This is a genomic window from Asticcacaulis sp. (assembly GCF_035497195.1).
In the GTDB taxonomy this organism is placed as follows: domain Bacteria; phylum Pseudomonadota; class Alphaproteobacteria; order Caulobacterales; family Caulobacteraceae; genus Asticcacaulis.
The window spans coordinates 1-25,945 of sequence record NZ_DATJDZ010000004.1; the positions used below are offsets into that span (position 1 = coordinate 1).

General features: G+C 60.8%; 18 protein-coding genes. 10 read left to right on the forward strand and 8 right to left on the reverse strand.

Going from position 1 to position 25,945, the window contains the following annotated elements:
- On the forward strand, positions 1–142 hold a 142-nt coding region (locus VL130_RS00815), incomplete at its 5' end, for an SDR family oxidoreductase (protein ID WP_325360596.1).
- A 1-nt stretch (position 143) separates the two neighbouring features.
- Here the strand turns inward: VL130_RS00815 and VL130_RS00820 are convergent.
- The 3 genes from VL130_RS00820 to VL130_RS00830 all read right to left on the reverse strand — a co-directional run bounded on the left by VL130_RS00820 (position 144) and on the right by VL130_RS00830 (position 5,848).
- Positions 144–902, reverse strand: coding sequence for a FadR/GntR family transcriptional regulator (locus tag VL130_RS00820; protein WP_325360094.1), 759 nt, complete (start codon positions 900–902; stop codon positions 144–146).
- Between the two features lie 91 nt (positions 903–993).
- A complete protein-coding gene (locus VL130_RS00825) occupies positions 994–2,634 on the reverse strand; it encodes a DUF5597 domain-containing protein (RefSeq protein WP_325360096.1) in 1,641 nt (546 codons plus the stop codon).
- Between the two features lie 127 nt (positions 2,635–2,761).
- Positions 2,762–5,848 (reverse strand): TonB-dependent receptor, encoded by a 3,087-nt coding sequence (locus tag VL130_RS00830; RefSeq protein ID WP_325360098.1) that lies wholly within the window; start codon positions 5,846–5,848, stop codon positions 2,762–2,764.
- A 616-nt stretch (positions 5,849–6,464) separates the two neighbouring features.
- On the opposite strand from VL130_RS00830, the gene manD reads away from it, so the two are divergent.
- From manD to VL130_RS00845, 3 genes are all read left to right on the forward strand, one after another.
- Complete coding sequence (gene manD, locus VL130_RS00835) at positions 6,465–7,673, forward strand: D-mannonate dehydratase ManD (protein ID WP_325360598.1); 1,209 nt, start codon at positions 6,465–6,467, stop codon at positions 7,671–7,673.
- 216 nt (positions 7,674–7,889) lie between these two features.
- Entirely contained in the window at positions 7,890–9,986 is a 2,097-nt protein-coding gene (locus tag VL130_RS00840; protein ID WP_325360100.1) for an alpha-glucuronidase family glycosyl hydrolase, read from the forward strand.
- A 102-nt stretch (positions 9,987–10,088) separates the two neighbouring features.
- The gene (locus tag VL130_RS00845; RefSeq protein ID WP_325360102.1) at positions 10,089–12,797 is read left to right on the forward strand and encodes a glycoside hydrolase family 3 C-terminal domain-containing protein; all 2,709 of its coding nucleotides are present in this window, start codon (positions 10,089–10,091) and stop codon (positions 12,795–12,797) included.
- Here the strand turns inward: VL130_RS00845 and VL130_RS00850 are convergent, their stop codons facing one another.
- The 3 genes from VL130_RS00850 to VL130_RS00860 form a co-directional block, all read right to left on the reverse strand.
- A complete protein-coding gene (locus VL130_RS00850; protein WP_325360104.1) occupies positions 12,798–12,965 on the reverse strand; it encodes a hypothetical protein in 168 nt (55 codons plus the stop codon).
- Positions 12,966–13,061: 96 nt separating this feature from the next.
- Positions 13,062–14,426 carry an MFS transporter gene (locus tag VL130_RS00855; RefSeq protein ID WP_325360106.1) on the reverse strand — a complete coding sequence of 455 codons (1,365 nt, stop codon included), beginning with the start codon at positions 14,424–14,426 and terminating at the stop codon, positions 13,062–13,064.
- Positions 14,423–15,781 carry an FAD-containing oxidoreductase gene (locus tag VL130_RS00860; RefSeq protein WP_325360108.1) on the reverse strand — a complete coding sequence of 453 codons (1,359 nt, stop codon included), beginning with the start codon at positions 15,779–15,781 and terminating at the stop codon, positions 14,423–14,425. Before VL130_RS00860 ends, VL130_RS00855 begins: the two co-directional genes overlap by 4 nt.
- A 244-nt stretch (positions 15,782–16,025) precedes the next feature.
- Here VL130_RS00860 and egtB point away from each other — a divergent pair, with 244 nt between their 5' ends.
- A complete protein-coding gene (gene egtB, locus VL130_RS00865) occupies positions 16,026–18,173 on the forward strand; it encodes an ergothioneine biosynthesis protein EgtB (protein WP_414636187.1) in 2,148 nt (715 codons plus the stop codon).
- On the opposite strand, the gene VL130_RS00870 is transcribed toward egtB, so the two are convergent.
- Together VL130_RS00870 and VL130_RS00875 are read right to left on the reverse strand one after the other, a co-directional pair.
- Positions 18,157–18,963, reverse strand: a complete 807-nt coding sequence (locus VL130_RS00870) for a betaine/proline/choline family ABC transporter ATP-binding protein (protein ID WP_325360110.1) — start codon at positions 18,961–18,963, stop codon at positions 18,157–18,159. The genes egtB and VL130_RS00870 overlap by 17 nt on opposite strands.
- Complete coding sequence (locus VL130_RS00875) at positions 18,956–20,872, reverse strand: glycine betaine ABC transporter substrate-binding protein (protein WP_325360112.1); 1,917 nt, start codon at positions 20,870–20,872, stop codon at positions 18,956–18,958. Before VL130_RS00875 ends, VL130_RS00870 begins: the two co-directional genes overlap by 8 nt.
- Before the next feature lie 677 nt (positions 20,873–21,549).
- Here VL130_RS00875 and VL130_RS00880 point away from each other — a divergent pair.
- From VL130_RS00880 to VL130_RS00900, 5 genes are all read left to right on the forward strand, one after another.
- On the forward strand, positions 21,550–22,224 hold the full coding sequence (locus VL130_RS00880; protein WP_325360114.1) for a sigma-70 family RNA polymerase sigma factor: 675 nt from the start codon (positions 21,550–21,552) through the stop codon (positions 22,222–22,224).
- A 4-nt stretch (positions 22,225–22,228) separates the two neighbouring features.
- The gene (locus tag VL130_RS00885; protein ID WP_325360116.1) at positions 22,229–23,596 is read left to right on the forward strand and encodes a transporter; all 1,368 of its coding nucleotides are present in this window, start codon (positions 22,229–22,231) and stop codon (positions 23,594–23,596) included.
- Positions 23,597–23,785: 189 nt separating this feature from the next.
- A complete protein-coding gene (locus VL130_RS00890) occupies positions 23,786–24,712 on the forward strand; it encodes a hypothetical protein (RefSeq protein WP_325360118.1) in 927 nt (308 codons plus the stop codon).
- Positions 24,713–24,815: 103 nt separating this feature from the next.
- Positions 24,816–25,211, forward strand: coding sequence for a hypothetical protein (locus VL130_RS00895; RefSeq protein WP_325360120.1), 396 nt, complete (start codon positions 24,816–24,818; stop codon positions 25,209–25,211).
- A 10-nt stretch (positions 25,212–25,221) separates the two neighbouring features.
- Positions 25,222–25,944 carry a C39 family peptidase gene (locus VL130_RS00900; RefSeq protein ID WP_325360122.1) on the forward strand — a complete coding sequence of 241 codons (723 nt, stop codon included), beginning with the start codon at positions 25,222–25,224 and terminating at the stop codon, positions 25,942–25,944.
- Position 25,945: the final 1 nt, after the last annotated feature.

Here is a 25,945-nt window from a genome sequence, read left to right on the forward strand (position 1 = left end):
GTCCATCCTGGAGCGCATCCCCGCCGGACGCTGGGGCAACCCCTCCGACATGGCCGGGGCCGCGGTGTTCCTGGCATCCAAAGCCTCGGATTATGTCAATGGCATCACCCTGCCCGTCGATGGCGGATGGCTCGCAAGGTAACTCAGCGGTCCTTCGACAGCGCCTTCATCCGCGTCGCCACAGCCATGCGGCGCTCGCTGCTGGCCTTGCGGGCGTTCTCGACCGCCACGATCTCGGTGGCGCGCAGCAGATGCTCGATCACCCGGTCCATGTGCTCGTGCATGGCCTGACGCGCCGCCGCGACCGAGCGGTTTTTCAAAGCGGTCAGGATATCGGTATGCTCGGCGATCCGGTCGTTCATGCCGAGATCGGCGGCGCGCGCCAGCACATTGCGCGCCAGCGGTGAATGATAACGCCAGTCCCACAGGTTTTCGACGCAGGTGGTCAGGGCGCCGTTGCCGGTGCTCTGGGCGATCAGGATGTGGAATTCGCGGTCGGCTTTTTCGGCCTTCACCGGATCGGCGTCGCCCATCTTCTGCACCAGCGCTTCCAGTTCGGCGATCTGTTCCTCGCTGATCAGGGTGGCGGCCAGCGCCGCGACCTCGGCTTCCAGCAGGCGGCGCGCCTCGATCAGTTCAAAGGCGCCGATCTCGGCGTCGGTAAAGGCCGGCACGCGCTTTTTCTTGTGCGAAACCGTGATGCCCAGGCCATGCTTGGCCTCGATCAGGCCCAGAATTTCCAGCGCGATCATCGCCTCGCGCAAGGAGGGCCGGCTGACGCCATATTGCAACGCCAGTTCACGCTCGGTCGGCAGCCGGTCGCCCGGCTTATATCGCCCCGATTCAATTTCGGCCGCGATGGAATCGGCGATCTTGCGGTAAAGCTTTCTGGAGTCTGACATCTGTGCGGAAAAGTGTTGGACCAATACGGAATCATATGACCGTTAACGTGTTCCGGTTCAATGAAAAAGAGTGGCGTCCCGCCCCTGGCCCCTACCTGAACTTGTACAGTTTCAACTGCTGAATGCCGAAACCATCGGCGTTGATTTTCAGGTGACGCCCCTGGTGGCTTTCATCGCCATTCAGCCAGCGGCCGGGCTTCCATACGCCGCCGACATAGCTGCCCTCGACAATCTGTTCGATGCCGACGGCTTGTTTCGTCGGCGCGGCGTCCTCAAAGGTCACGACCACCCCCTTGCCGGCCACGATGAAATTGTCATCGCCGGTCTGGATGATCAGGCCGCCATTAGAGGCGATGTCCTGTTTGTCCTTTGGTGTCCACGGATCGACAAAACTGACGGTAAATTTGTAGCTGCCCAGCACGAACGACTGCGGCGTTTCATCGACCACGCCGTCGAATGAGACGCGTGGCCGGAATCCGCGCATTTTTCCGGTGCCCTGCGCCGCCAGGATCTGCGGCGTCAGTTGTTTCAGCACGTCATAGGCGCCGGTGAGATTGGCGCTGTTCTCCGGCTTGATGTTGTCGATCGAGAAGGGCGAAAAGCCGATCGAGTCGAGTTGGCCAATGGCGTAAAAGGCGTTGGCGCCGGCTTCCGGCTTGCCCGCCTGATTGGCTTCCGGGATGAAAAACGGATTGTCCGGGCGCTTGAATTTGTCCGCCCAGTCCGTGAAATTCGGGAAATACATGTCGATCGCCAGAAAATCGATATCCGGACCGGCGGGCTTCCAGATGTCGAACAGATGCGGCAAAGGCCCGGCGCTCGGATACTGGCCCGGCGTCTTGCCCGGCCGGATCAGGGCGGCATTGACATACATCGGCAGCGGATATTGCGCCTTCCCGGCTCTGGCCAGGCCATTGGCGAAGGCGGCGAAATACCAGGCCTGGAAAACCTCCTGGGCCTGGATGGACTCACCAAAAACCTCAGGCCAGTTCCCGCTTTCCTTCAGGCCGTTCGCTTCCCACAGGCTGCGCACATAGGGATCGAGCGACGCCTGATGCGCCTTCAGATAAGCGATCAGTTCGGCCGGCACGGGGCCATTCCAGGCGGCCTGCGCCTGCGGACTGTAATCACGCACCACCGGCAACATGCCGATCTCGTTTTCCACCTGGATCATGACGACAGTGTGCGCCGTATCCGTCTGCTTGAGGTGCGCCATCATGGCGGAAAAGGCGCGGGCGTCGGCGGCCAGGGTATCGGGATCGAACGGCGACAGGATATCCTGCGGCTGGCCTTTGTCATCCTGCGCCTTGGCATAGGTCGCATAGTCACGCTTCACATAGGCCGGCACATAGGTGGACATCGAGTTCTTCCACGCGCCGAACCACAGCAGCACCAGCTTCATGTCGTTTTGCCGCGCCTGTTTGATCATGCCGTCGAGAACGGTGAAATTGTACCTGTCCTGTTGCGGCTCAATCTGGTCCCACTCGACCGGGGCGATCACCGTATTCAGCCCCACGGATTTCAGGATCGGCCATTTCGCATTAAGATAATCGAGGCTGGACGCCGTGGAATTGGCCAGTTCTCCGCCCAAAATCAGGAAGGGTTTGTCATCCACAACCAGTTGTTTTGTTGTGCCATGCGCCTGCAAATGCGGCATTTCAGCAGCCCCGGCCGGGATCGAGAACAAAACGACGCATAAGGCAGTGGCGGCAAATCGGAAAGAAGCGGTCATGGGGTTTCCTCGCAATGCAGGCAGCATAGCCCAAAAAAAGCGTGGTGCGCCACAGGGCACACCACAAAGGATCAGGGGAGGTTCGGAAGAAAGGACGGCGGGGTATGCGCCCGCCGCCTGGTCAGGTTTAGAACTTGCCGCGGATACCGACGGAGATCGTGGTGCCCGCCTTGTAGTAATAGTTCGGCGCACCGGTGAACTGGAAGTTCTGGGTCAGGGTCGCGTCGGTCAGGTTTGTGGCGTTGAGCGTCAGTTCCATATCGCGGCTGAAGCCGAAGGCCTGATGCAGATTGACGCTGGCTGCCAGATCGAGCTGTTCGTAGCTTTCGTTGAACAGCGTCGCCGCCGAAATGCCCTGCTGGTTGTTCAGCGTGGCTTGTGATCCGTCACGGTAGGTATCCGACAGGCGGATCGACCAGCCGTTCTTTTCATAGAAAGCGGTCAGGTTCCAGGTCTTTTCCGGCACATTGAGCGCGATGGCCGGGGCCGCGCCCGTGCCCTTCTGCCTGATATAGGTATAGTTGGCGCTGTAGCCGAAGCCTTCCAGCGGCGCCCAGAACTGATCGAGCGGCTGGACCCAGGCGAATTCAAGACCATCGATCTTCAGTTCGCCGCTGGCATTGAATGGCTGGCTGATATTGACCTGGGCTACGGAAGGACCGCCGCGCAGGTCGATGGCGTCCTTCTGCGACTGGTTCAGGGTGTCGTAGGTGACGCCATACTGCCCCAGGAACGAGAACGGATAGAGGGTATTCTGGTTCAGGGTGAAGCCGTTGATCTTCTTGTTGAAGGCGGCCAGCGAGACATAGCCTTCCTTGCCCGTATACCACTCCAGGCCAAAATCGAGGTTCTTGGAAATGTAGGGGGTCAAAGCGGCGTTGCCGAGGCTGCCGTTGAAGGCCGAGATATCGCCGAAGCTCAGGCCGGGCAACATACTCGACGGATTCGGCCGGGTCATGGTGGTTGACGCCGCGAAGCGGCCGATCAGGTTATCCTTGATGCTATAGGCGAAATTGGCCGAAGGCAGGTAGTTCTTGTAGCGCGTCGTATTGTAGGTGAAGACGACGATATTGGGATACTTGGCGCCATCCAGCGTTGTAGAGGTGTTGCGCGGATCGGGAATCGAGTTCTGACCGCCGATGATCTGGTCCGTCGTCGTGGCGCGAACACCGAAATCGTAACGCAGGCGGTGGCCGAAGAGATCGCGGTCGCCATTGATCTGGATATAGGCGCCCTGCACCTTTTCACGCAGGAAGGAGCGCGGCGAATTGATGTTCGAGCCGCCGGCCACCGGCGCGCTGGCCAGAAAGTCGTTATAGTGCGAATCGGCGGCGAACTTCGACCAGTCGATATTGACGTAGCCATAGGGGCCGGGGACCAGATAGTCGGGCAGGCTGGATTGCGGGATCAGCGAGCCGCCATAGGCCAGGGCCGGCATACCGGCGGAAAACCCGGTGCCTAGGCCCGGATAGGCCGGATAACCGGCAGCGGTCGCGGCGGCCAGGTCGGTGATGACCTCGCCCTTACAGGCCGGCTGCGAATTCGGACCAGGCAGGAAGACGTTCGGATTATTGCCGCAGGCCGCGTTTTGCCAGGCCTGCGAGTTATCGTAAGGCGTGATCCGGCGCGACGTGTCGTCATAGGCCAGGCCCAGCTCCATGTTGAACTCCGGCGTGCCCCAGTTGATATTGGTATGGAAGCCGCGCGTCATGGTCGTGCGCGCCTCGGACTGGATGTTCAGGCGGCCGCCCGCCCAGCCGAAGCTCGATGGATCGTTCAGGTCGACATTGGACGTGAAGACCGGGTTGCCGCCATGATTGCTGTAGGTGGCGGTGACGCCGGAACTGGCCGGGGTGATCAGCAGGACGGTCGGCGAATCGCGGCGGAAATCGCTGTGTGTGTAGTTGGCGTCGAAGGTCCATTTCAACTGATCATTGATGTTCCAGGCAAAACCGGGATTGATCGAATAGAACTTGTTGGTTTCGATGAAGGGCCGATATTCGAGGAAGAACTGCGCATTGGCGAAGGTGGCGTCGGTGACCACGCAGCCATTGGTGCAATCCGAGCGATCAACCTTCATGTTGAGCGGAATGGACGAACCGTTGCGGCCGACGAAATTCATGTCGGTGCGCTGCTGGTCGTTTTCCTTTTGCGCCGCCATGCCGTCGATCCAGAAGCGCAGCGTCTCGGAGGGCCGGTATTCGAGGCTCAGGATGCCGCTGGTGCGGTCGCGCGAACCGTAATAGTGCATCGGGCGGCCGAGGCGGGGGATGATGCCGTTATCAATGGCTTCGATGGTGAGGCCAGGATTCAGGGCCAGCAGCAGGGCTTCATCGATGGTATCGCCGGTGGTCAGGCCATTGCCGGCATTGGCGGGCACGGTGGCCGGGATGGTCCAGTTGCCGCCACCGGTATTGTTACGCGTAGAAGCCGGGTTCATGGCGGCATTCAGGTTGGCGTTTGTCCAGCCGACCGACTCAAAACCTTCGGCATTGATCGGGCTGTGCTGATAGGCGACGCCGGCGAGAACACCGAAATTGCCCCACTTTTTCGAGAACATCACTGAGCCTTTATAGCCCATATCATCGGCCTGGTTGTTCTTGCTGCCTTCAAGCGAGAACTGAACCTTGTCACCCTTGAAATCGAACGGACGGGCCTGGCGCATATTGACGACGCCGGCCGCCCCGCCTTCGACCTGGCTGGCCGAGGCCGACTTGGTGACAGTGAGCTGAGTGAACAGTTCAGGCGGGAAGATGTCGAGATCGACTTCACGGTTGGTGTTGCTGGTATTGACATCGCCGGTCGAGGCCACCGCCACCGGCGCACCGTTCAGCAGCACCTTCGTGAAGCTGGAACCCAGGCCGCGGATGGCTATGGTCGTGCCCTCGCCGGTGATTTCGCGGGCGATGGTGATGCCGGGGATGCGATTGAACGATTCCGCCAGGTTGGTATCGGGAAACTTGCCCATGTCTTCCGAGAAAATCGAATCCTCGAAGCCGGTGGCCCGTTTTTTTGCAGAAGCCGAATTCAGCAGTGACCCGCGATAACCGGTGACGACGACGACCGTGCTGTCATCGGCTGCCGGGGCTGCGGCGGGCGCGGCTTCCTGGGCAATGGCGGCGGTCAGGCCGATGCCGGCGAAACCGGTGAGCAGAGTGGCGCCGAGCAGCGCAACCTTGAACGTATTACGGGCGTTACCCGAACCTTTGAGCATGATGTTTTCCCTGTCTGGATTTGCAATTCGTGTGCAATTCTTTGGCGCCGCGCCCTTCAATCTGACAGCGGTCACATGTCGCCTTGGTAATTGGCCTGCCCGAACTTGTCAATAAAGGCCTTACCAATTTTGACACAAACGCATCGCTTTATGTCGTTATTGACACGCGGAAAGATTTAGAAAAACGCTGTCATTATAAATAACTACCAATAAATAACTGATATTATTAAATATAATTTAAAACACAAATGCCGCAAACATTTCCGCACTGTAAGATCATCTTCGCTTATTGGTCAGATGTGTGTCTCTTTTGAAACGGTTCCAGCCCTCCACATTCTCCAGACAATAGGGAAAACCCGCTTCGCCCATATCGCCCGTACAGAGAATTTTATCAGAAAATCCCACGATAACTTTCAGGCACGCCGGACCTGCGGAAAAAGAATCCGCATTTGCGGTTTACATCAGGTCAAAATAGATTATTGGTATGACCAATATATAAATGCAGGCGAGTGAAAGGCTACGTGTACCTATGGATTCCCCCAAGACATCTCCTGTCAAACCTGACGGCAAGGCCACGACATCAAGGGAATCTGCAACCAGCGGGGCGAAGGACGCCCTGGTTATCCGGTCGGCGAAGGTCATCATCACCTGCCCCGGCCGCAACTTCGTCACCTTAAAGATCGAGACCAATCAGGGCGTCTACGGCATTGGCGACGCCACGCTCAATGGCCGCGAGCTGGCCGTCGCCAGCTATCTCGAAGATCATGTGATTCCCTGCCTGATCGGCCGTGACGCCCACCGCATCGAAGACATCTGGCAATATCTCTACAAGGGCGCCTACTGGCGGCGCGGCCCGGTCACCCTGTCGGCCATCGCCGCCGTCGATATGGCGCTGTGGGACATCAAGGCCAAGGTGGCCGGCCTGCCGCTCTATCAGCTTTTGGGCGGTTCCTGCCGCGAACCGATCACGGTCTATGGTCACGCCAACGGCAACAGTATCGAGGATACGATCGAGGTGGCGCAGAGCTACCAGGCGCAAGGCTACAAGGCGATCCGCCTGCAATGCGGCGTACCCGGCCTTTCCAGCACCTACGGTGTTTCCAAGGACAAGATGTTCTACGAACCGGCCGATGCTGATCTGCCGACGGAGAACCTGTGGGACACCGAAGCCTATATGCGCGTGGTGCCCAAGCTGTTTGCCGCCGCCCGTGACGCCCTGGGCGACGAGGTCCATTTGCTGCACGATGTCCACCACCGCCTGACACCGATCGAGGCCGGACGCCTGGGCCGCGATCTCGAACCCTACCGCCCCTTCTGGATGGAGGATGCGGTCGTGGCCGAGAACCAGGACAATTTCCGCCTGATCCGTCAGCACACGACGACTCCGCTGGCCGTTGGTGAAATCTTCAACTCGATCTGGGACTGCAAGGACCTGATCCAGAACCAGCTTATCGACTACATTCGCGCTACGGTCGTCCATGCCGGCGGCATCACGCATCTGAAACGCATCGCCAGTTTTGCCGACATATATAATGTCCGCACCGGCTGCCACGGCGCCACTGATCTGTCGCCGATAACCATGGCGGCAGCCCTGCATTTCGACCGCTCGATCCCCAATTTCGGCATCCAGGAATATATGCGCCATACCGAGGCGACCGATGAGGTCTTCCCGCACGGCTACCGCTTCGAGAACGGCTTCCTTTACTCTTCGGAAACGCCTGGCCTTGGCGTCGATATCAATGAGGAAAAGGCGGCGAAATATCCCTACAAACGCGCCTACCTGCCGGTTAATCGCCTGCAAGATGGTACGATGTTTAACTGGTAGAATCTAAAAGAACTCCCCCTGATATCAGGGGGAGATGCAGCAAACATATCTGTTTGCAAATCATGGGCGCTCTTGCGCCGGGGGCATTACCGCCGTCCGGACAGGTTGATATGCCAGATTTAACCCCACCCGGCCCTCCGGGCCATTCGTTTGCGAAAGATATACTTTCGCTTTACTCACCCCTGAAATCAGGGGAGGTTCAGTACGGAGTCTGTCATGCGTCGTCTCATTGCCGCTGTCTGTTTCGCTATCGCCTTCGCTTCGCCCGCGTTCGCGGAAGATGGCTATGATCTGTGGCTGCGCTACAAGCCGGTCGAGGCTTCTTATGCTGCGCAATATAAACCGCAGGCCACAGCGATTATCGGTGACGATACGCCGATCCTCAACAGCACCAAGGCCGAATTGAAGCGCGGGCTGGATGGGCTGTTAGGTCAGGATACGCCGGTCGCCCAGGCCGTAACCAACGGCGCGATTGTTCTCCAGACCGGTGATAAAGACATCGCCGAGGACGGCTTTCGCATTGAAGCCAAAAGCATTGACGGCCATCGGGTCACGGTCATCAGCGCCAATACCGACCAGGGCGCGCTCTATGGCGCTTTCCGCTACCTGCGCCAGATCCAGACCCGCCAGCCGATCACCACCATCGCCGATGCGCCAAAGATCAGGCTCCGCGTCATCAACCACTGGGACAATCTCGACGGTTCGGTCGAGCGCGGCTATTCCGGCACCTCGATCTTCGACTGGTGGCGGCTGCCCGATCTGGTCGATGCCCGCCTGACCGACTATGCCCGCGCCGAGGCCTCGATCGGCGTCAACGGCGTGGTGCTGAATAATGTCAACGCCAAGGCCGACAGCCTGACCGCTCCTTATCTGGAAAAGGCCGAGGCCATCGCCAAGGTCTTCCGCCCCTACGGCATCAAGGTCTATCTGTCGGCGCGCTGGTCGGCGCCGATCGAACTCAGTGGTCTGAAAACCGCCGATCCGCTCGATCCGGCCGTGCAGGCGTGGTGGAACGCCAAGGCGGACGAAATTTACAGGATCATCCCCGATTTCGGCGGCTTTCTGGTGAAAGCCAATTCCGAAGGCCAGCCCGGTCCCGGTGACTACAAGCGCAACCACGCCCAGGGCGCCAACATGCTGGCGGCCGCGCTGAAACCGCACGGCGGCATCGTCATGTGGCGCGCCTTCGTTTATTCCGAACACGACGCCAATGACCGCGCCAAGCAGGCCTATAATGAGTTCAAGCCGGTCGAGGGCCAGTTCGCCGATAATGTCCTGCTACAGATCAAGAACGGCGCCATCGATTTCCAGCCGCGCGAACCCTTCCATCCGTTGTTTGGGGCCATGCCCAAGACCAACGAAATGCTGGAGGTGCAGATCACCAAGGAATATCTCGGTCAGGGGACGCACCTTGTCTATCAGGGACCGCTCTACGAAGAGACCCTGAAGGCCGATACCTTCTCAGAGGGCAAGGGATCAACAGTGGCGAAAATCATCGATGGGTCGCTCGATAACCACACGTTCACCGGCATGGCCGGCGTGTCGAATGTGGGCGATGATCGCAACTGGACCGGCAATGATTTCAGCCAGGCCGACTGGTACGCCTTCGGCCGGCTGGCCTGGAATCCGGAAGCCTCAAGCCGTGATATCGCCAGCGACTGGGTGAAGATGACCTTCTCCGATGATCCGGCTTTCGTAAAACCGGTGGTCGATATGATGATGGCCTCGCGCGAGACCGCCGCCAATTACATGACGCCGCTCGGTCTGGCGCACCAGATGGCGACCGGTCACCACTATGGTCCTGGCCCGTGGGTCTGCGATCTGGCCCGTCCAGAATGGAACCCGTGTTACTACGCCAAGGCCGACGCCAAAGGCATCGGTTTCGACCGCACCAAAACCGGCTCCGACGCCATCGCGCAATATACGCCGGCCGCCGCCAAACAATGGGCCGATCCCAAAAAGATGGATGAGCGCTACCTGCTGTGGTTCCACCATTTGCCATGGAATTTCAAGGTCCAGTCCGGCCGTACCCTATGGGACGAACTGATCACCAATTACGACATGGGCGCAAAACAGGTTGCGGCCATGCAGCAGACCTGGGCCGCGATGAAGCCCTATGTCGATCCGGAACGTTTCACTGCCGTTTCGGCCAATCTCGGCATTCAGGCCCGCGAAGCCAAATGGTGGCGCGACGCCTCGATCAGCTACTTCCAGTCAAAGTCCGGCCTGGCGCTTCCTGCCGGCATCGCGCCACCGGAACACGATCTCGACTATTACAAGTCACTCGATTTTCCTTACGCGCCGGGTCATTGATCCGGCCTGACTTGACGACGGTTCGCTTTCGATGATACCGCTAACATAGCGGCGCCTCCAGAGCGCACCAAAACTGAGGAAATGCCCCAGAGAGGACTACACATGAACCGTTCCCACGCTTTCACGGGCCGCCTTCTGGCGTCAGCCGCCCCGCTCGCCCTCGCCTTCATGTTGCTTCAGCCGGCCAATGCGGCGGTGCCGGAAGCCTGTCAGAGCACGTCTTGCGCCTTTCTCGATAAAAGCCTGACGCCGGAAGCCCGCGCCAGGGATCTGGTGTCGCGCATGACGCTGGAGGAAAAGACGGCGCAGATGCAGGACAACGCCACCGCCATCCCGCGCCTCGGCCTGCCACGCTATGGCTGGTGGAACGAAGTGCTGCACGGCGTCGCCCGCGCCGGCCGCGCCACGGTCTATCCGCAGGCCATCGGCCTGGCCGCCACCTGGGACGCCAACCTGATGGGCGAGATCGGTGACGCCATCGCCACCGAGGGCCGCGCTGTCTATAATGTCGCCATCGCCCGCGATCCCTCCGGCACCGATCGCTATCACGGCGTCAACTACTGGTCGCCCAATATCAATATCTTCCGCGATCCGCGCTGGGGCCGTGGTCAGGAAACCTATGGCGAAGACCCGTTCCTGACCGGCCACATGGCCGTCAGCTTCATTCACGGCATTCAGGGCGACGATCCGCTCTATTACAAGGGCGTTGCGACGCCGAAGCATTTCGCCGTTCATTCCGGCCCGGAACCCCTGCGTCACGGCTTCAATGTCGATGTCTCAAAATTCGATCTGGAAGACACCTATCTGCCCGCCTTCCGTTCGGCCATTGTCGACGGCAAGGCAGATTCGCTGATGTGCGCCTATAACGCCATTGACGGCTATCCGGCCTGCGAAAGTCCGCTGCTGCAAAACCGCCTGCGCAGCGACTGGGGCTTCAAGGGTTTCATCGTGACGGACTGCGACTCCATCGACGACATGGTGACCGGTCACAAGAAATACCCCGATGGCGCGGCGGCCTCGGCGGCGGCGGTCAAGGCCGGCGCCGATCTCGATTGCGGCCCCACCTACAAGGCCCTGCCGGATGCGGTCAAACAGGGGCTGCTCACCGAAGCCGACATGGATGTCTCGCTGGAGCGCCTGATGGCGGCGCGCATCCGCATGGGCCTGATCGACGGCGGTAAATACGACAGCATCCCGGCCAGCGAAATCAACTCGCCGGCGCACCGCGCCCTGGCCTTGAGAACCGCTGAAGAAGCCATTGTGCTGCTGGGTAATGGCAAAAACACCCTGCCGCTGAAAGGCACCGAAAAGATCGCCGTCATCGGCCCCAATGCGCAATTGCTGCAAAGCCTGGAAGGCAACTATACCGGGGTGCCGGTCGATCCGTCCTTCCCGCTCGACGCCCTGAGAAACGCTTTCGGCGCTGACCATGTGGTCTATGCCCCCGGCGCGCCTTTGACCGTGGGAATGCGGATGCCGGTGCCGGCCACCTTCCTGAAAGTGTCGCCCGACAGCGCTGAAAACGGCCTCAAGGGCGAGTATTTCGACAACCTGACCTTCGCTGGCGCGCCAAAGATGACGCGCACCGATCCGGTCATCAATTTCGACTTTTACCAAACCGCGCCGGACGGCTTCAAGCCGCTCGGTTTCAGCGTGCGCTGGAGCGGCGTCATCACCCCGCCGGCGCCGGGCGAGTACAAGCTCGGCTTCCGGATGCAGACGCCGCGCCCCGGCCAGCCAGCGCCCGATGTCAAGGTGTGGGTCGATGGCAAGCTGGTGGTGACACCGGAACTTGCCAGCGCCGCCGGCCGCGATGAAGCCTATTGCGGCGGGGCCTGCGCCAAGCCGCCGATGGCGCCCGTTGCCATCACCTTCGCCGACACCAGGCCGCACACCGTCCGTATCGATTATGTGCGCACCACCGAGGACCGCGCCATCTCGCTCGACTGGGTGGCCCCGACGCAGCCGCTGATCGACGGGGCGGTTGAGGCGGCGAAACAGAGCGATGTCGTCATCGCCTTCGTTGGCCTGTCACCCGATCTCGAAGGCGAGGAAATGTCCGTCAATCTGCCGGGCTTCAAAGGCGGCGACCGGACGGCGATTGGTTTGCCGGAAGCCCAGCAAAAGATGCTTGAAGCGGTTAAAGCCACCGGAAAGAAACTCGTCGTTGTCTATATGACCGGCGGCGCGATTTCCGATCCGTGGGTGAAGGCCAACGCCGATGCGGTAGTCCAGGCCTGGTATCCCGGCGAGGCGGGCGGCGAGGCCATCGCCAACACGCTCATCGGCAAGGCCAATCCCGCCGGACGCCTGCCCTATACCATCTATCGTGATGTCGCCGACCTGCCGCCGTTCGAAGACTATTCGATGAAAGATCGCACCTACCGCTATTTCAAGGGCCAGGTGCTTTATCCCTTCGGTCACGGCCTGAGCTATACAACCTTCGCGTATGACAAGCCGATGCTGTCGGCCAGCACACTCAAGGCGGGCGACACAGCCACGGCTCAGGTTGCGGTCAAAAATACCGGCAAGCGCGACGGCGACGAAGTGGTGCAGCTTTATCTCGCCAAGCCGGGCGATGCGGCCAATCCGGTGCTGGCCGGTTTCTCGCGGGTACACCTGAAAGCCGGCGAACGCCAGACGGTGACCTTGCCGCTCGATGCCCGCGCTCTGTCGCAGGTCGGTCAGGACGGCAGCCGCAAGGTTCTGCCGGGCGATTATGTCGTCACGCTCGGCGGCGGCCAGCCCGGCTTCAGCAAGACCGTTTCCGCCAAACTGACGGTGACGGGAACGGCGGAGGTGGCGAAATAATCAACCGGCCTTTTGCGGATCGTCGTCCGGCTCTTCCTCAACACGTCCTTTAAACCCCGACTGGCCGTCCAGTTCATTGGCCGGCCGGGGTATGGCCACCGTGTTGCGGTCATTGTCGAGAGCGGGTGTGCCGCCGGATGGCGGGTTGGGCTTACGGGCATCAGTCATGGCAGCCTCCTTAGTGGCCGGCCATCCTAACGCGCCGGCTGTAAGAATCCGGACGGGATCGGCGCCGCCACCATAAGGTTTTGACAAAGCCGGGGCCTATTTTGTCTGGCCCGAAACCAGACAGAACGCGCTGGCGGAAGCCAGAACGCAGGCCACGGCGCACAGGAGGACAGCCCCATGAAACCCCGTGATCAGGTCATGGCCCGACGCCCCAAGGACGCCACCAAGCAGGGCCGTGGCGATCATGCCCGCCGTCCGCGCCACGGCGCTGTTCAGGCCTGACGCCGAGCCGGTATGCGTGTCATCAACCGAAGACAATACCGCCGTCGTCAGGGGCGCGACCGCACCGGCCATACCGATAGCCAGGACGAGGATGCCGGGAAAGACCTCTGTCCAGTAGGCGGCCTGTTCGTCAATGCGCAGCAAGAGCACAAAACCGGCGGCCACCAGCAGCGGGCCGATGGTCAGCGGCAGGCGCGGGCCGGTCTTTTCCGCCACGCTGCCCATCATCGGAGAGGCCAACGCCAGCAGGGCGGCGAACGGCAGCAGGGCCGCGCCCGCCCCGGTGCCCGAATAGCCAGCGGCCTTGATCAGCACATAGGGCACCAGCACCAGCAGCGCGCCGAGCGCCCCATAAAGCAGCAGGGTCAACAGGGTCAGGCCGGCGAAGGTACGCGAACCGAACAGCGCCAGCGGCATCATCGCCTGGTCACCGCGCATCTTCTCGACATAGAGAAACGCACCGGCCAGAACCACACCGGCGCTGGCCGCGATGATCGCCGGCGGAGTCCAGCCCGAAGGTCCGGTGCCGATGGTCAGTCCCAAGGTGATGGCGCCGAGACTCCCTGTCGCCAGCACCCCGCCCGGCACGTCGAGCGCTTGCGATCCGCGGGCGGTATCCTTGATGTAGACCATCGCCAGACCGATGGCGCCCAAGGCCGGCGGCAGGTTGATCAGGAAGATCGACCGCCAGCCGATGGTATCGATCAGCCAGCCGCCAAGCACCGGTCCCGCCGCCCCCATCACCGCCCCGGCCGCCGCCCAGATGCCGACTGCCCGGCCCTTGGCTTCGCCGCTGAACGATCCACCGAGAATGGCCAGGCTGTTCGGCAGCAGGATCGCCGCGCCAACGCCCTGAACCACACGGCCTGTCAGAAACCAAAAAAGACTGGGCGCCAACGCACAGCCAAGCGAGGCCACGGCAAACAGGGCCGTGCCCAGGACCAGCAGACGCTTTCGCCCAAACCGGTCACCGGCTGCGCCACCGAGCAGCAGCAGCGCGCCGAGCGGCAGCAGGTAGGCGTTGATGATCCATTGCAGGTCGCCCGCGCTGGCCTCGAACGACGCGCCGATCGCCGGCAGGCCGACATTGACCACCGAGCCATCGATAAAGGACAGGCTCGACGCCAGTATGGTGGTCAGCAGGATCAGGCCCGCATGGCGAGGCTGTGCAGCGGTCATGCCGGTTTCAGGCCCTTCAGGACGGTCGGCAGGAGTTCCGAAACCGTCGGGTGGATCGGCACCGCCCATTGCAGCACGTCACAGGTGACGCCGGCGTTCATCATGTCGAGCACACCGTGGATCGCCTCGTCGCCACCGGTGCCAAGAATGGCCGCGCCGAGGATTTTCTTCGTGTGGGCATCGACGACCACCTTCATGAATCCCTTGGTCTCGCCCTTCTCGACCGCCCGCCCGACGCGGGTCATCGGCCGGGTGCTTACCAAAACCGTGTGGCCGGCTTTCTCAGCCTCGGCCACACCCATGCCGACCCGGCCGAGCGGCGGATCGATATAGAGCGCATAGCCCAGGATGCGATCGCTGACCTTGCGATCTTCCCCATCGAGCAGGTTGGCGGCGATGATCTCGAAATCATTGAAGGCGGTATGGGTAAAAGCGCCCTTGCCGTTGCAATCGCCCATAGCCCAGATGCCGGGTATATTCGTCCGCAAATCGTCACCGACCTCGATATAGCCGCGCTGATCGAGCTTTACGCCGGCGGCCGCCACGTCGAGATCGTCGGTATTGGGCTTGCGGCCGGTGGCGACCAGCAGGTCGGAGCCGGTGACTTCGCCGTCTGACAGGCGTACTGTTATCCCCACCGCATCGGACAACATGCCGAGAATATCAACACCGGTATGGACGGTGATGCCCTCGTCCTGCAATATCTGGCGGACGGCCTCCGAGATATCCGCATCTTCGCGCGCAATCAAACGCGCCCCCTTCTCGATCACCGTCACCTGCGCCCCGAAACGCCGATACATCTGGGCGAATTCCAGACCGATATAACTGCCGCCGAGAACAATCAGATGCGCGGGCACGCGATCGAGCCTGACAATCGAACTGTTGGTGAGATAGGGCCCTTCCGCCAGTCCCGAAATGGGCGGAATCGCCGCCCGTCCCCCAACATTGAGGAAGATCTTCGGCGCGGAAATCATCTCATCGCCGACCTGCAAGGTGGTGGCGTTCCGGAAGCGGGCATGGCCGGTCATTATCGTCACGTTTTTCATGCCGCGCAGCCAGTTCTCGACACCGCTGCGGGCATCCATCGTCACCTTATGGGCGCGCGCCGCCACGGCCTTCATGTCGATGGCAATATCGCCTGTGATTACGCCGAAATCCGCGCCGCGCCGCGCCAGATGGGCGGCATAAGCGCTGGCCACCAGGGCCTTGGTCGGCATACAGCCGGTATTGACACAAGTGCCGCCGAACAGCTTGCGCTCAACGAGGCAGACGGACTGTCCCGCCTGGCTCAGGCGCTCCGCCAGCGATGGACCGGCTTGGCCGGCTCCGATGATGATGGCGTCGAAGGTTTTCATGACGGCCTTCCCTGAATGAACGGTTCAAGATCGTTACGCGGGTGAAAATAAAAATACAGCCGAAAAACGCCGGGCGGCGGCGCCATATACCAGAACCTGTCAGCAGTGACATCCCCGGCCCTGGCAGGTTCATATAGACCACCTATCTAGGCCTTGTCGAACCGGCGTGAAGCGCGCCTATTACCTGCTCATTTAAAACTTATAATTTCACGGCGATAGTCAGCCGAAACCGGAGGCCAGGCCTATGGACACCGTTCCCTACCCGATAACGGGCGAGATGACTGATGACACCCCGCTGGCCTGCGCCTATGCGACGCTCCGCCAGCAGACCCAGACCCTCATAGCGCCCTTGTCTCCGGAAGATATGGTCGTCCAGTCCATGCCGGACGCCAGCCCGGTCAAGTGGCATCTGGCGCACACGACCTGGTTTTTCGAGACCTTCCTGTTGAAGTCCCTGCCGGATTATACGGTCTTCGCCCCCGCCTATGCCTTCCTGTTTAACTCCTATTATGAGGCGCTCGGCCCACGCCAGCCCAGGGCGCAGCGCGGCCTGCTGACCCGCCCGCCGCTCGCCGATATCCTGGCCTATCGCGCCCATGTCGACGCCGGCATGGAGCGTCTGTTACAGTCTGATTTACCGGCCGAAACCGAGAGCCTGATCCGCCTCGGCATCGCCCACGAGGAGCAACATCAGGAACTGATCCTGATGGACGTGCTGCACCTGCTGGCGCAATCGCCGCTGAAACCGGCCTATGACATCAGGGCCAATCCCGATGCCGGCGGCAAGCCGGGGCGCTTCCAGCTTCGGCCGGGCGGACTGGTCGATATCGGCCACGAAGGCGCGGGTTTCGCCTTCGACAATGAAGCCCCGCGTCATCGCACCTGGCTGCAACCGTTCGAGATCAGCGACCGCCTCGTCACCAATGGTGAATGGCTGGCCTTCATGCAGGACGGCGGCTACAGCCGGCCTGATCTCTGGCTATCGGACGGCTGGGCGCAGGTGCAGGCGCAGGGCTGGACCGCGCCTTTTTACTGGCAGGCGGACGGCGATAGCTGGCAGGAGATGAGCTTGCGCGGCCTGCACCCTATCGCGCCCGATGCGCCCGTGACTCACATCAGCTATTACGAGGCCGACGCTTTCGCCCATTGGGCCGGTGCGCGCCTGCCGACCGAGGCCGAATGGGAGTTGGCCGCCAGTGACGGCGTGCTCGACCAGAAAGATAATGTCGCCTGGCAATGGACCGGCAGCGCCTACCTGCCCTATCCCGGCTTTCAGCCCGGCGCCGGCGCGGTCGGAGAATATAACGGCAAGTTCATGAGCGGCCAGATGGTTTTGCGCGGCGGGTCGAGCTTCACGCCCGCCGGTCATACGCGGCCGACCTACCGCAACTTTTTCAAGCCCGAACAGCGCTGGATGCGCGCCGGCGTGCGGCTGGCGCGCGATCTCGCCGACAGACATGCGGCGGACGGCCATGACGCCGGGTTCGCCGCCGATGTGGTGCGCGGCCTGTCAGCGCGTCAGAAATCCCTGTCGCCGAAATATTTCTATGATGCCGCGGGTTCCGACCTTTTCGAAGCCATCTGCCGGCTGGAAGAATATTACCCGACCCGCACCGAAACCGCCCTGCTCACCCGCATTGCGGCGGAACTGGTCGCCGATATCCCCGCCGATGCCGTACTGGTCGAATTCGGCAGCGGCGCCAGCGATAAGACGCGTCTGCTGCTCGATGCCGCCCCGCATATCACCCATTATGTGCCGATCGATATCAGCGAGGACGCCCTGCGTCACGCCACACTACGCCTCAAGACCGCCTATCCGAAACTGTCGGTGACGCCGGTGGCCGGCGACTTTACGTCTGAAGTTAAGCTGCCAAGCGCCTTGAAGGGCCGGCCGCTGGTCGGCTTCTTCCCTGGCTCGACCATCGGCAATTTCACCCGTGCCGAGGCCGCAGCCTTCATGCGCACCGTACGCGGGCTGCTGGGCCAAGGCGCACGGCTGATCCTTGGCGCCGATATGGTCAAGGCCGAGGCGACGCTGGTCGCCGCCTATGACGATGCTTTGGGCGTGACGGCGCAGTTCAACAAGAACCTGCTCGTTCGCATCAACCGGGACCTCGGCGGCAATTTCGACCTCGACGCCTTCGACCACCTGGCCGTGTGGAATCCCGATTTCGAGCGCATGGAAATGCACCTCGTCTCGCGCAAGGACCAGATCGTGAAAGCGGCGGGCCATGCCTTTGCTTTCAAGGCCGGCGAGCGTTTCCACACCGAAAATTCGCACAAGTTCACGCCGGCCTCGCTGGCGCGGCTGGCGGCGGAATCCGGCTGGAAGATCGAAAGGCAATGGATCAGTCCGGCGCCGGAATTCGGCATCTTCAGTCTCGGTTCCTGATCTGCACAAAACGCGCCACATACTCATCCGCCGGATGGTTCAGGATATCGTCCGGCGTCCCGGTTTGCACGATGGCGCCGTCCTTCATGATGACAATGCGGCTGCCCAGCCGCACGGCCTCATCCAGATCATGCGTCACGAAAACAATGGTCTTGCGCAGGCGCTTTTGCAGGTCGAGCAGCAGGTCCTGCATATCGGCGCGGGTCAGCGGATCAAGCGCCGAAAAGGCCTCATCCATCAGCAGGATGCCGGTATCGACCGCCAGCGCCCGCGCCAGCCCGACGCGTTGCTTCATGCCGCCGGAAAGCGCCTCCGGCCTGGCCCTTTCGTAGCCTTCCAGCCCGACTGCCGCGATCCATTCCATCGCCTTCGGATGGGCCGTCTCCGCCGCTTCCCCCCGCGCTGCAAGACCGAAGGCGACATTCTCCAGCACATCGAGATGCGGCAACAGGCCGAAGCCCTGAAACACCATGCTGACATGGCTACGGCGGAAATCGCGCAGCGCCTTGGCATCAAATGACCGGACATCGACGCCATCGACCCGGATATCACCGGCGGACGGCTCGATGAGGCGGTTGATATGCCGCACAAGGGTCGATTTGCCCGATCCCGATAGCCCCATCAGAACGCAGACCTCACCGGCGGCGATATCGAGTGTCACGTCGCGCAAGGCCAGGGTGCAGCCGGTCGCCGCCAGAATCTCCGCCTTGCCGGCGCCCTGTCCTGCCATGGCCAGGGCGGCGCCTTCCTTACGGCCGAACAGCTTGGTGAGATGGCGCAGCTCAATCATGCGCGCTCTCCTTGCCGCCAAAGCCCTGCGTGATACGATCGAGCACAAAGGCCAGGATAACGATCCCCAGGCCGGCCTCCAGCCCCATGCCGACATCGAGCGTCTGGATACCGTTCAGCACCTGTTCGCCGAGGCCGCGCGCCCCGATCATCGAGGCGACGACGACCATCGACAAGGCCAGCATGATCGTCTGGTTGACACCCGCCATCAGGGTCGGGCGCGCCAGCGGCAGTTCGACGCGCCACAGCATCTGCCACGGCGTCAGGCCGAACGATTCCCCCGCCTCGCGTACTTCCCGGTCGACGCGTTCGATGCCCAGCGTCGTCAGCCGGATCATTGGCGGCAGAGCGTAGATGACCGTCGCCAGGATCGCCGGCACCTTGCCGAGGCCGAACAGCATCAGCGCCGGAATGAGATAGACGAAGGCCGGCAGGGTCTGCATAATATCAAGCACCGGCAGGCTGCCCGCCTTGATCCAGCGCGACTTTGCTGCGGCGATGCCCACCGGCAGGCCAATCAACAGAGCCAGGAAACTGGCGATCAGCATCAGGGTCAGGGTCTGGGTCATCAGGCTCCACAGGCCGAGCAGCCCCATGACGAACATCAGCCCACCGACCACCACGGTCAGGCCGATGCGCCGCGTCCCCAGCCACGCCAGGCCCATGAAAACAGCGATCAACAGCCACCACGGGATGATAGTGAACAGCTTGTCGAGTGCGACGATAACCCCCAGACCGGCATTGGATACCGCCCGGAAGCCGGCGCCATGATCGCGCACCAGCCCGTTCACCGCCTCATTGACCGGCTGACGGATCGAGAGCGTCCAGCCGGCCGGAAAGGCTGAGGGCGCCGCCTTGACCGGTCCTGCCTGTAAACTGGCCTCTATGTGTCCGGCTACCGCCGCATCCACCCAGCCACGCCACAGGTCCGGGCGGTCTTGCAGAAACCTGACCGCCTGCGCCCGCGCTGTCCGCTTGCTATCGGCGCGGCGAACCAGGTTGGCATTCAGGTCTTCCATCGGGAAGGTCGCCTGGGCCAGCATAGCGGCTATGGCCGGCGCCTTGGCGGCGAAGGGTGTGGACACCCCATAGGCGACATCAGCCGGCGGCGCGGCGCAGCCTTGGCTATGGCGCCCATTCTTGCTGGTCAGATCGGCCCAGCAGGCGGCGGACCAGACCGGTTCTTTTAATTGCACCAGTTTGAGCCGCCCGGCGATCGGACTGGGCGACCAGTAATAGAAAAGAATGGGCTGTTTCTGCATGTAGGCCGAGGTAATGGCCGCATCCATCGCCGGGCCTGTGCCGGGGCGGAAATCGACATAGGCGCCGGTCAGGCCATAGGCCTTCAGCTTGGCGCTGTTGACGCCCTCGCAGGTCCAGCCGGACGGACAATTGAGGAAGCGTCCCTTGTCCGGCTGCTCCGGATCGCGGAACAGGGCAATGTAACGTGGATCGGCAAGCTGGCTGACACTGTTCAGGCCAGGGGCGATCGCCTTCGGGCCATGCACCATATAGTTCGGCACATACCAGCCTTCGCTGGCCTCGGTGAACGGATGGCCGATGGCGCGCACCGATCCTTCCGCCTCGGCCTTTTTCCACACATCGCTGCGGCTGACCCATTCTTCGGCCAGAATCTGGATATCGTCATTGGCCAGGGCCTGTTCGAGTGTAACGGTATTGCCCGGCACGGTTTCGGTGGCGCAACCGTAGCCGCGTTCGAGGATTTCCTGCATGACGGCGGTGATGAATTCGCCGCTTTCCCAATTAACGCCGGCGAACCGGACCGGGCCGTCCACCGGGCACGCCGGCGCGGCCTCAAGCCTGGTTGCGAAACACAGGAAGCCAGCGAGCAAAACAAGCCCACACATCCCGATCATCCCCGCTTCAAGCCTGTCTGAAAAGCGCCTCAAGGTCTGCTCCTGCCGGCCACGCGGATGAATATGCCGCCCAGACACTCAATCAGAGGCCTTCGGTTCACGCAATCGCGTTGTTATTATCCGGTTATTATCCGGGGCTATAAAAAATATGTGCGGCGGCACGATGATGGCAACCCCAAAACGTTTACGTTTCGCCTACAATTATTTAGCTTCTTCGCGTTCGCAGTTAATATTTAATATTTGTGAATTTTTAATTTTATATTGCGTCACATTGCTTTCGTTTTTCATAAAAATGACAAAAAACAAATGAAGACATAACCTGCCTGAACGCTTTTGGCCGGAAAACGCCGATTTTTTACTCTCCAGTTCCAATTATATAGAAAATTCCCCATTTGGTTGAATTTTCGAAATAAAAGCTCTTCCGTCAAATCGAAAACTGCGTTATATTTATACAATATTTACTTAATCGGCCTTCTCGCCTGCCGTATTTTAATGTCGCGGGTGATACCCAGTTCAGCGTCGGAATATCTATATTCAGCGTACCTGTAACGCATTCGCCAAGTTTATCCCATTTCAGTAAAATATTCGCATTAGTCTAAGCCATTTATGCTTTAGCCGATCCGAATATACATGCCCTGCGATGATTTCGCCGGCGTGGAAATTTGTACGCGTAAAAACGCCCCAGAAGCAGTAAAAACGCGGGAAGAACAATGAGAGTCGATACAAATACCTGGCGCCAAAACGGCAGCCAGAGCGCCGATCTGACACATGTTTCTGAAGCGCCGGACCTGTCCGGACCAGAATCGCGAACATCAGTCCGGACTCAAGAACGGCGTACACCGGACGTCTTCCGTGATGCCGTCATCGCCTTGATCCCCGCCCTGCGTATCCACGCCGCCACACGCGCCGGGTCACGCAGTGAAGCTGACGATCTCGTGCAGGAAACCCTTGTCCGGGCGTGGTGCTATCGCGGCAGCTTTCAGGAAGGCACCAATCTCAAGGCGTGGTTATGCAAGATCATGCAGAATTGCTTCTATCACGACCTCTCGCGCCAGCGCGATACGGTGCAGGATATTGAAGGGCGCTGGGCGGCGATGCTGAGCGTCGCTCCGGCGCAGGAATGGCGCCTGCAATATAACGACATGCTGTCCGCCCTCGACCGGCTGCCGCCCGACGCCCGCGCCGCCCTTGTCCTGATAGGGGCCTCCGGCTGCTCCTATGAAGAGGCCGCCGAACTGGCGCATTGCCCGGTCGGCACTCTGAAAAGCCGGGTCAATCGCGCACGGGAAAAGCTGGCGAACCTGATCGATAACGCACTCGATATCCAGCCGCAACCTCCCGCCAAGGTTTTGGGCCAGCCAAGCCTGCAAACTTCCGAGGACTAATCACATGTGGCATATCCGAGGAAAACAGGTCTCCGTAAACGCCGGTCTTTTGGCCCTGATGACGGGCGCCAGCCTGATCGCCCTGGCTAGTCCCGCTCTGGCGGCCAATCAGGCCGATCCGCGCCTGACCCAGATCGAACAGACTCTGCAAACGCAGGAAAATCGCCTGAGCGCGCAGGAAAAGCGTCTCGCCGATCAGCAACAAGCCCTGGCGATACAACAGGCGGAAATCGATAAATTACGGGCGGAACGCAACAGCCTGCTCGCCGACATCCGCGCCGGCCGCAGCGACGCGCCCAACGATACGGCGGCGCCCTATGCCAGCCTGTCTTCTGACAGCGCCCCCCTGCTTGGCACGCCACCCGGCGCCCCTGCACCAACCGTCGCTCAGGTCGAGCCGGTCAGGCCTGATCCCCTGCCGCAGCAACCGGTCGGCACAGCGCCGCCACCCAAGCGTCAGGTCGAGGAAGTCGCCGCCCTGCCGGAACACGTCGGGGTTCTCACGCCGAAGGGGCGGCTTGTCTTCACCCCGTCGCTTGATTATGTCCGGTCGAGTTCCAACCGCCTGGTGTTCCGCGGCGTCGAAATCGTGCCCGGCATCCAGTTGGGCGTTATCGAGGCCAATGACGCCGACCGCGATTCAGCCGTCGCCACGGTGGCCATGCGCTACGGCCTGACCAGCCGGCTGGAGGTCGAGGCCCGCATTCCTTACGTTTACCGCCACGACCGCATCACCACCCTGGCGCAGCGCGACGAAACCATCAACCGCACCACCGAGCTGGACGGCCAGCAGATCGGCGATGTCGAAATCTCAGCGCGCTATCAACTTAATGAGGTCCGCCCCGGCCGGCCGATCTTCGTCGCCAACGCCCGCATCAAACCCCCAACGGGGCTTGGCCCTTACGATGTCGGCTATGACCAGTTCGGCGTGGCGACAAGCCTGGCCACAGGGTCCGGTTTCTGGGCGGTCGAGGGCGGCCTGACCATGCTCTATCCGAGCGACCCGGCGGTTATCTTCGCCAGCATTAGCTACCTGCATAACTTATCGCGCGATATCGATAAGGATATCGGTGGCGCCCATGTCGGGCGTGTCGAACCGGGCGGTTCGATCAGCGGCAGCCTGGGGTTTGGCCTGGCGCTCAACCCCCGCTTCTCCGTGTCGTTCGGCTACAGCCACAGCTACATCTTCCCGACGAAGACGCAGATCGGCACGACGATCCAGGAATCCAACAGCCTGCAAGTCGGCTCGCTGCTGATGGGCTGGTCTTACCGGCTCAGCGACCGCATGACCCTGACCAATAACTTTGAATTCGGCGTCACCAGCGATGCGCCGGACATGCGGATGGTCGTCGCCGCGCCCATGAGCTTTTAATGAAAATGCACTTCTGATTGCAGAGAACAGGGTTAATTCTTGCGCATATTGGATACCGGCCATCTCCTTGCTTAAAAAGAGAAAATAAATGCCGGGTGCGGTGATTTTTGCCGGAACCTTTTTTTCAAATCCCGATTTAATGATCTGAAGGACGGTCCTTCAGAATTCATGAATTCGAGGTTTACCAAAATGACCAGCAAAAGCATAAAATTATTCGCGTCCGCATCCGCGATCGCCCTCGGTCTGATGATCGGCGGGGCCATGTCAGCGGCTGCGCAGGATACCACCAATACGGCCGACAACGGTTCTAATGCGGCTAATAACGGTTCGGCCGCTGTATCCGTCGCTGATTCCGCCAACGACAATACCAACAATTCGGTCAATACGGCCGATTCCGCCAACGACAGTTCTAACAACTCGGTCAATACCAGCATCGCCGATTCCGGCAATGACAATTCGACGAACGACAATTCGGCCACCGATAACTCGAACAATTCCACCAATACGTCACTGAGCGTCGCTGACTCCGGCAATGACATGTCGAACAACTCCGACAACTCGAACAACTCGACTCATGACGATTCGAACAACTCTACCCACGACAACTCGAATAATTCGGTCAATACCAGTATCGCCGACTCGGGTAATGATAACTCGAATAACTCGACTCATGATGATTCGAACAATTCGACCAACACCAGCATCGCCGATTCGGGCAATGACAATTCGGACAACTCCGACAACTCGAACAACTCGACGAACGACTCCAACAACAACAGCTCGACCAATGTCGCTGATTCCTACAACGACAATTCGGACAACTCAGTTGCCGATTCCAACAACTCCAGCGCGGACGTCACGACCCTCACGCTCAGCCTGACCAATCAGGACCTGGCCGCCAACGTCACCGGCTCCAGCGTCACCCTGACCGGCGGCGACACAGGCCAGAGCGGCGATCTGACGACGGGTAATATCGTCGCCCGCGGCGGTTCCTACGCCAACTTCGCCGGCGTTCAGACGGCCAGCTCGAACACGGGCGTCGGCTCCATCAACCAGGCCGCCACGGCCTTGTCGGCCAACGCCAACATCAGCTTCACCGGTGGCGGCCAACCTTAATCGCACCTTCGCTGAAGGCCGGGTGCGCGAAGGTTCACCCGGCCTCACGTCTGCTTCGAACCAGTGATCCCTCCCGACTTCCCTTTAATTGAAAGTGCGCGCCATGTACACGATATGCCTGAGCCTACGCAGCCTGGCGGTCATGCCGTTAATCGTGGCCAGCCTCTCCGCCCCCGCCTTTGCGCAGGAAACGCCGGTCGCGCCACCGCCCACCGCCACGCGGGAAACGCCGGTCTCCGTCCCGATGTCGCTGGAAGAACTCGGCGAAGTCAGCGCCGAAGGCGCCGTCACCAATGTCGTCACCACTCAGGACCTGACCGCGACCAACAGCGGCAACACCATCACCGCCGGCACGGTTCAGAACGGCGACATCAATTTTTCCGGCAATGCCCTGACCGGTTTCAGCGGCGTCGGTAATTTCGTCACCAACACCGGCAACAACAATAACCTGCAAGGCAGCATCAGCGTCACCATCACCGGCGCGCCGCTGTCTCAATAAATCGGGTCCAATGAAACAGCTTACCGTCATTGCTGCCTGTCTGCTTGCCCTGGGATCTGTCGCGCCGCTGGCGCATGCCCAGGCCGTGCTGACTGACGGCGGCATGATGTTTTCGGTTCCCGTCACCAGCATGAAGGATATCCCCTTCCGCACCGTGGTTCGCCAACAGTATGATTACAGTTGCGGCTCCGCTGCATTGGCGACCCTGCTGCACTACCATTACAACATGCCGGTCACCGAGGCGGAAGTTTTCAAAGCCATGTACGCCACGGGCGATCAGGAAAAGATCCGCAAGGTCGGCTTCTCCCTGCTCGACATCAAGAATTATCTCGCCTCCCGCGGCTTTCAGGCCGATGGCTACAAACTGACCTTCGACCAGCTCGTGAAGATTAATCGCCCCGCCATTGCCGTCGTGACCGCCGGCGCCTATCGCCATTTCGTCGTCGTCAAAGGCGCGCGCAACGGCAAGGTGCTGATCGGCGATCCGGCGGGCGGCCTGCGCACCTACAGCAATGCCGAGTTCTCGCAAATCTGGAATGGCGTCATCTTCGCCATCCATGCCTCTGCCGATGTCAAAACCCCCTATAATCGTGACGAGGAATGGAGTCCCTGGGCCGTGGCGCCGCTGGGCCAGCCGATGGGCGACTCTTCCCTCTCCAGTTTCACCCGCGAACTGCCGCCGATCTATCAGATTACCAGCATGATCAACGGCAATCCGCCCACCACACCTTGAG

What these genes read in the sequence shown, in the direction of transcription:
- VL130_RS00855 (WP_325360106.1), bottom strand. Translation starts at nt 14,426, where the DNA reads ATGACCGCTGCACAGCCTCGCCATGCGGGCCTGATCCTGCTGACCACC.
- VL130_RS00870 (WP_325360110.1), bottom strand. Translation starts at nt 18,963, where the DNA reads ATGATTGAGCTGCGCCATCTCACCAAGCTGTTCGGCCGTAAGGAAGGC.
- VL130_RS00825 (WP_325360096.1), bottom strand. Translation starts at nt 2,634, where the DNA reads ATGACCGCTTCTTTCCGATTTGCCGCCACTGCCTTATGCGTCGTTTTG.
- VL130_RS00885 (WP_325360116.1), top strand. Translation starts at nt 22,229, where the DNA reads ATGTGGCATATCCGAGGAAAACAGGTCTCCGTAAACGCCGGTCTTTTG.
- VL130_RS00860 (WP_325360108.1), bottom strand. Translation starts at nt 15,781, where the DNA reads ATGAAAACCTTCGACGCCATCATCATCGGAGCCGGCCAAGCCGGTCCA.
- VL130_RS00895 (WP_325360120.1), top strand. Translation starts at nt 24,816, where the DNA reads ATGTACACGATATGCCTGAGCCTACGCAGCCTGGCGGTCATGCCGTTA.
- VL130_RS00900 (WP_325360122.1), top strand. Translation starts at nt 25,222, where the DNA reads ATGAAACAGCTTACCGTCATTGCTGCCTGTCTGCTTGCCCTGGGATCT.
- egtB (WP_414636187.1), top strand. Translation starts at nt 16,026, where the DNA reads ATGGACACCGTTCCCTACCCGATAACGGGCGAGATGACTGATGACACC.
- VL130_RS00890 (WP_325360118.1), top strand. Translation starts at nt 23,786, where the DNA reads ATGACCAGCAAAAGCATAAAATTATTCGCGTCCGCATCCGCGATCGCC.
- VL130_RS00850 (WP_325360104.1), bottom strand. Translation starts at nt 12,965, where the DNA reads ATGACTGATGCCCGTAAGCCCAACCCGCCATCCGGCGGCACACCCGCT.
- VL130_RS00840 (WP_325360100.1), top strand. Translation starts at nt 7,890, where the DNA reads ATGCGTCGTCTCATTGCCGCTGTCTGTTTCGCTATCGCCTTCGCTTCG.
- VL130_RS00820 (WP_325360094.1), bottom strand. Translation starts at nt 902, where the DNA reads ATGTCAGACTCCAGAAAGCTTTACCGCAAGATCGCCGATTCCATCGCG.
- VL130_RS00845 (WP_325360102.1), top strand. Translation starts at nt 10,089, where the DNA reads ATGAACCGTTCCCACGCTTTCACGGGCCGCCTTCTGGCGTCAGCCGCC.
- VL130_RS00880 (WP_325360114.1), top strand. Translation starts at nt 21,550, where the DNA reads ATGAGAGTCGATACAAATACCTGGCGCCAAAACGGCAGCCAGAGCGCC.
- VL130_RS00830 (WP_325360098.1), bottom strand. Translation starts at nt 5,848, where the DNA reads ATGCTCAAAGGTTCGGGTAACGCCCGTAATACGTTCAAGGTTGCGCTG.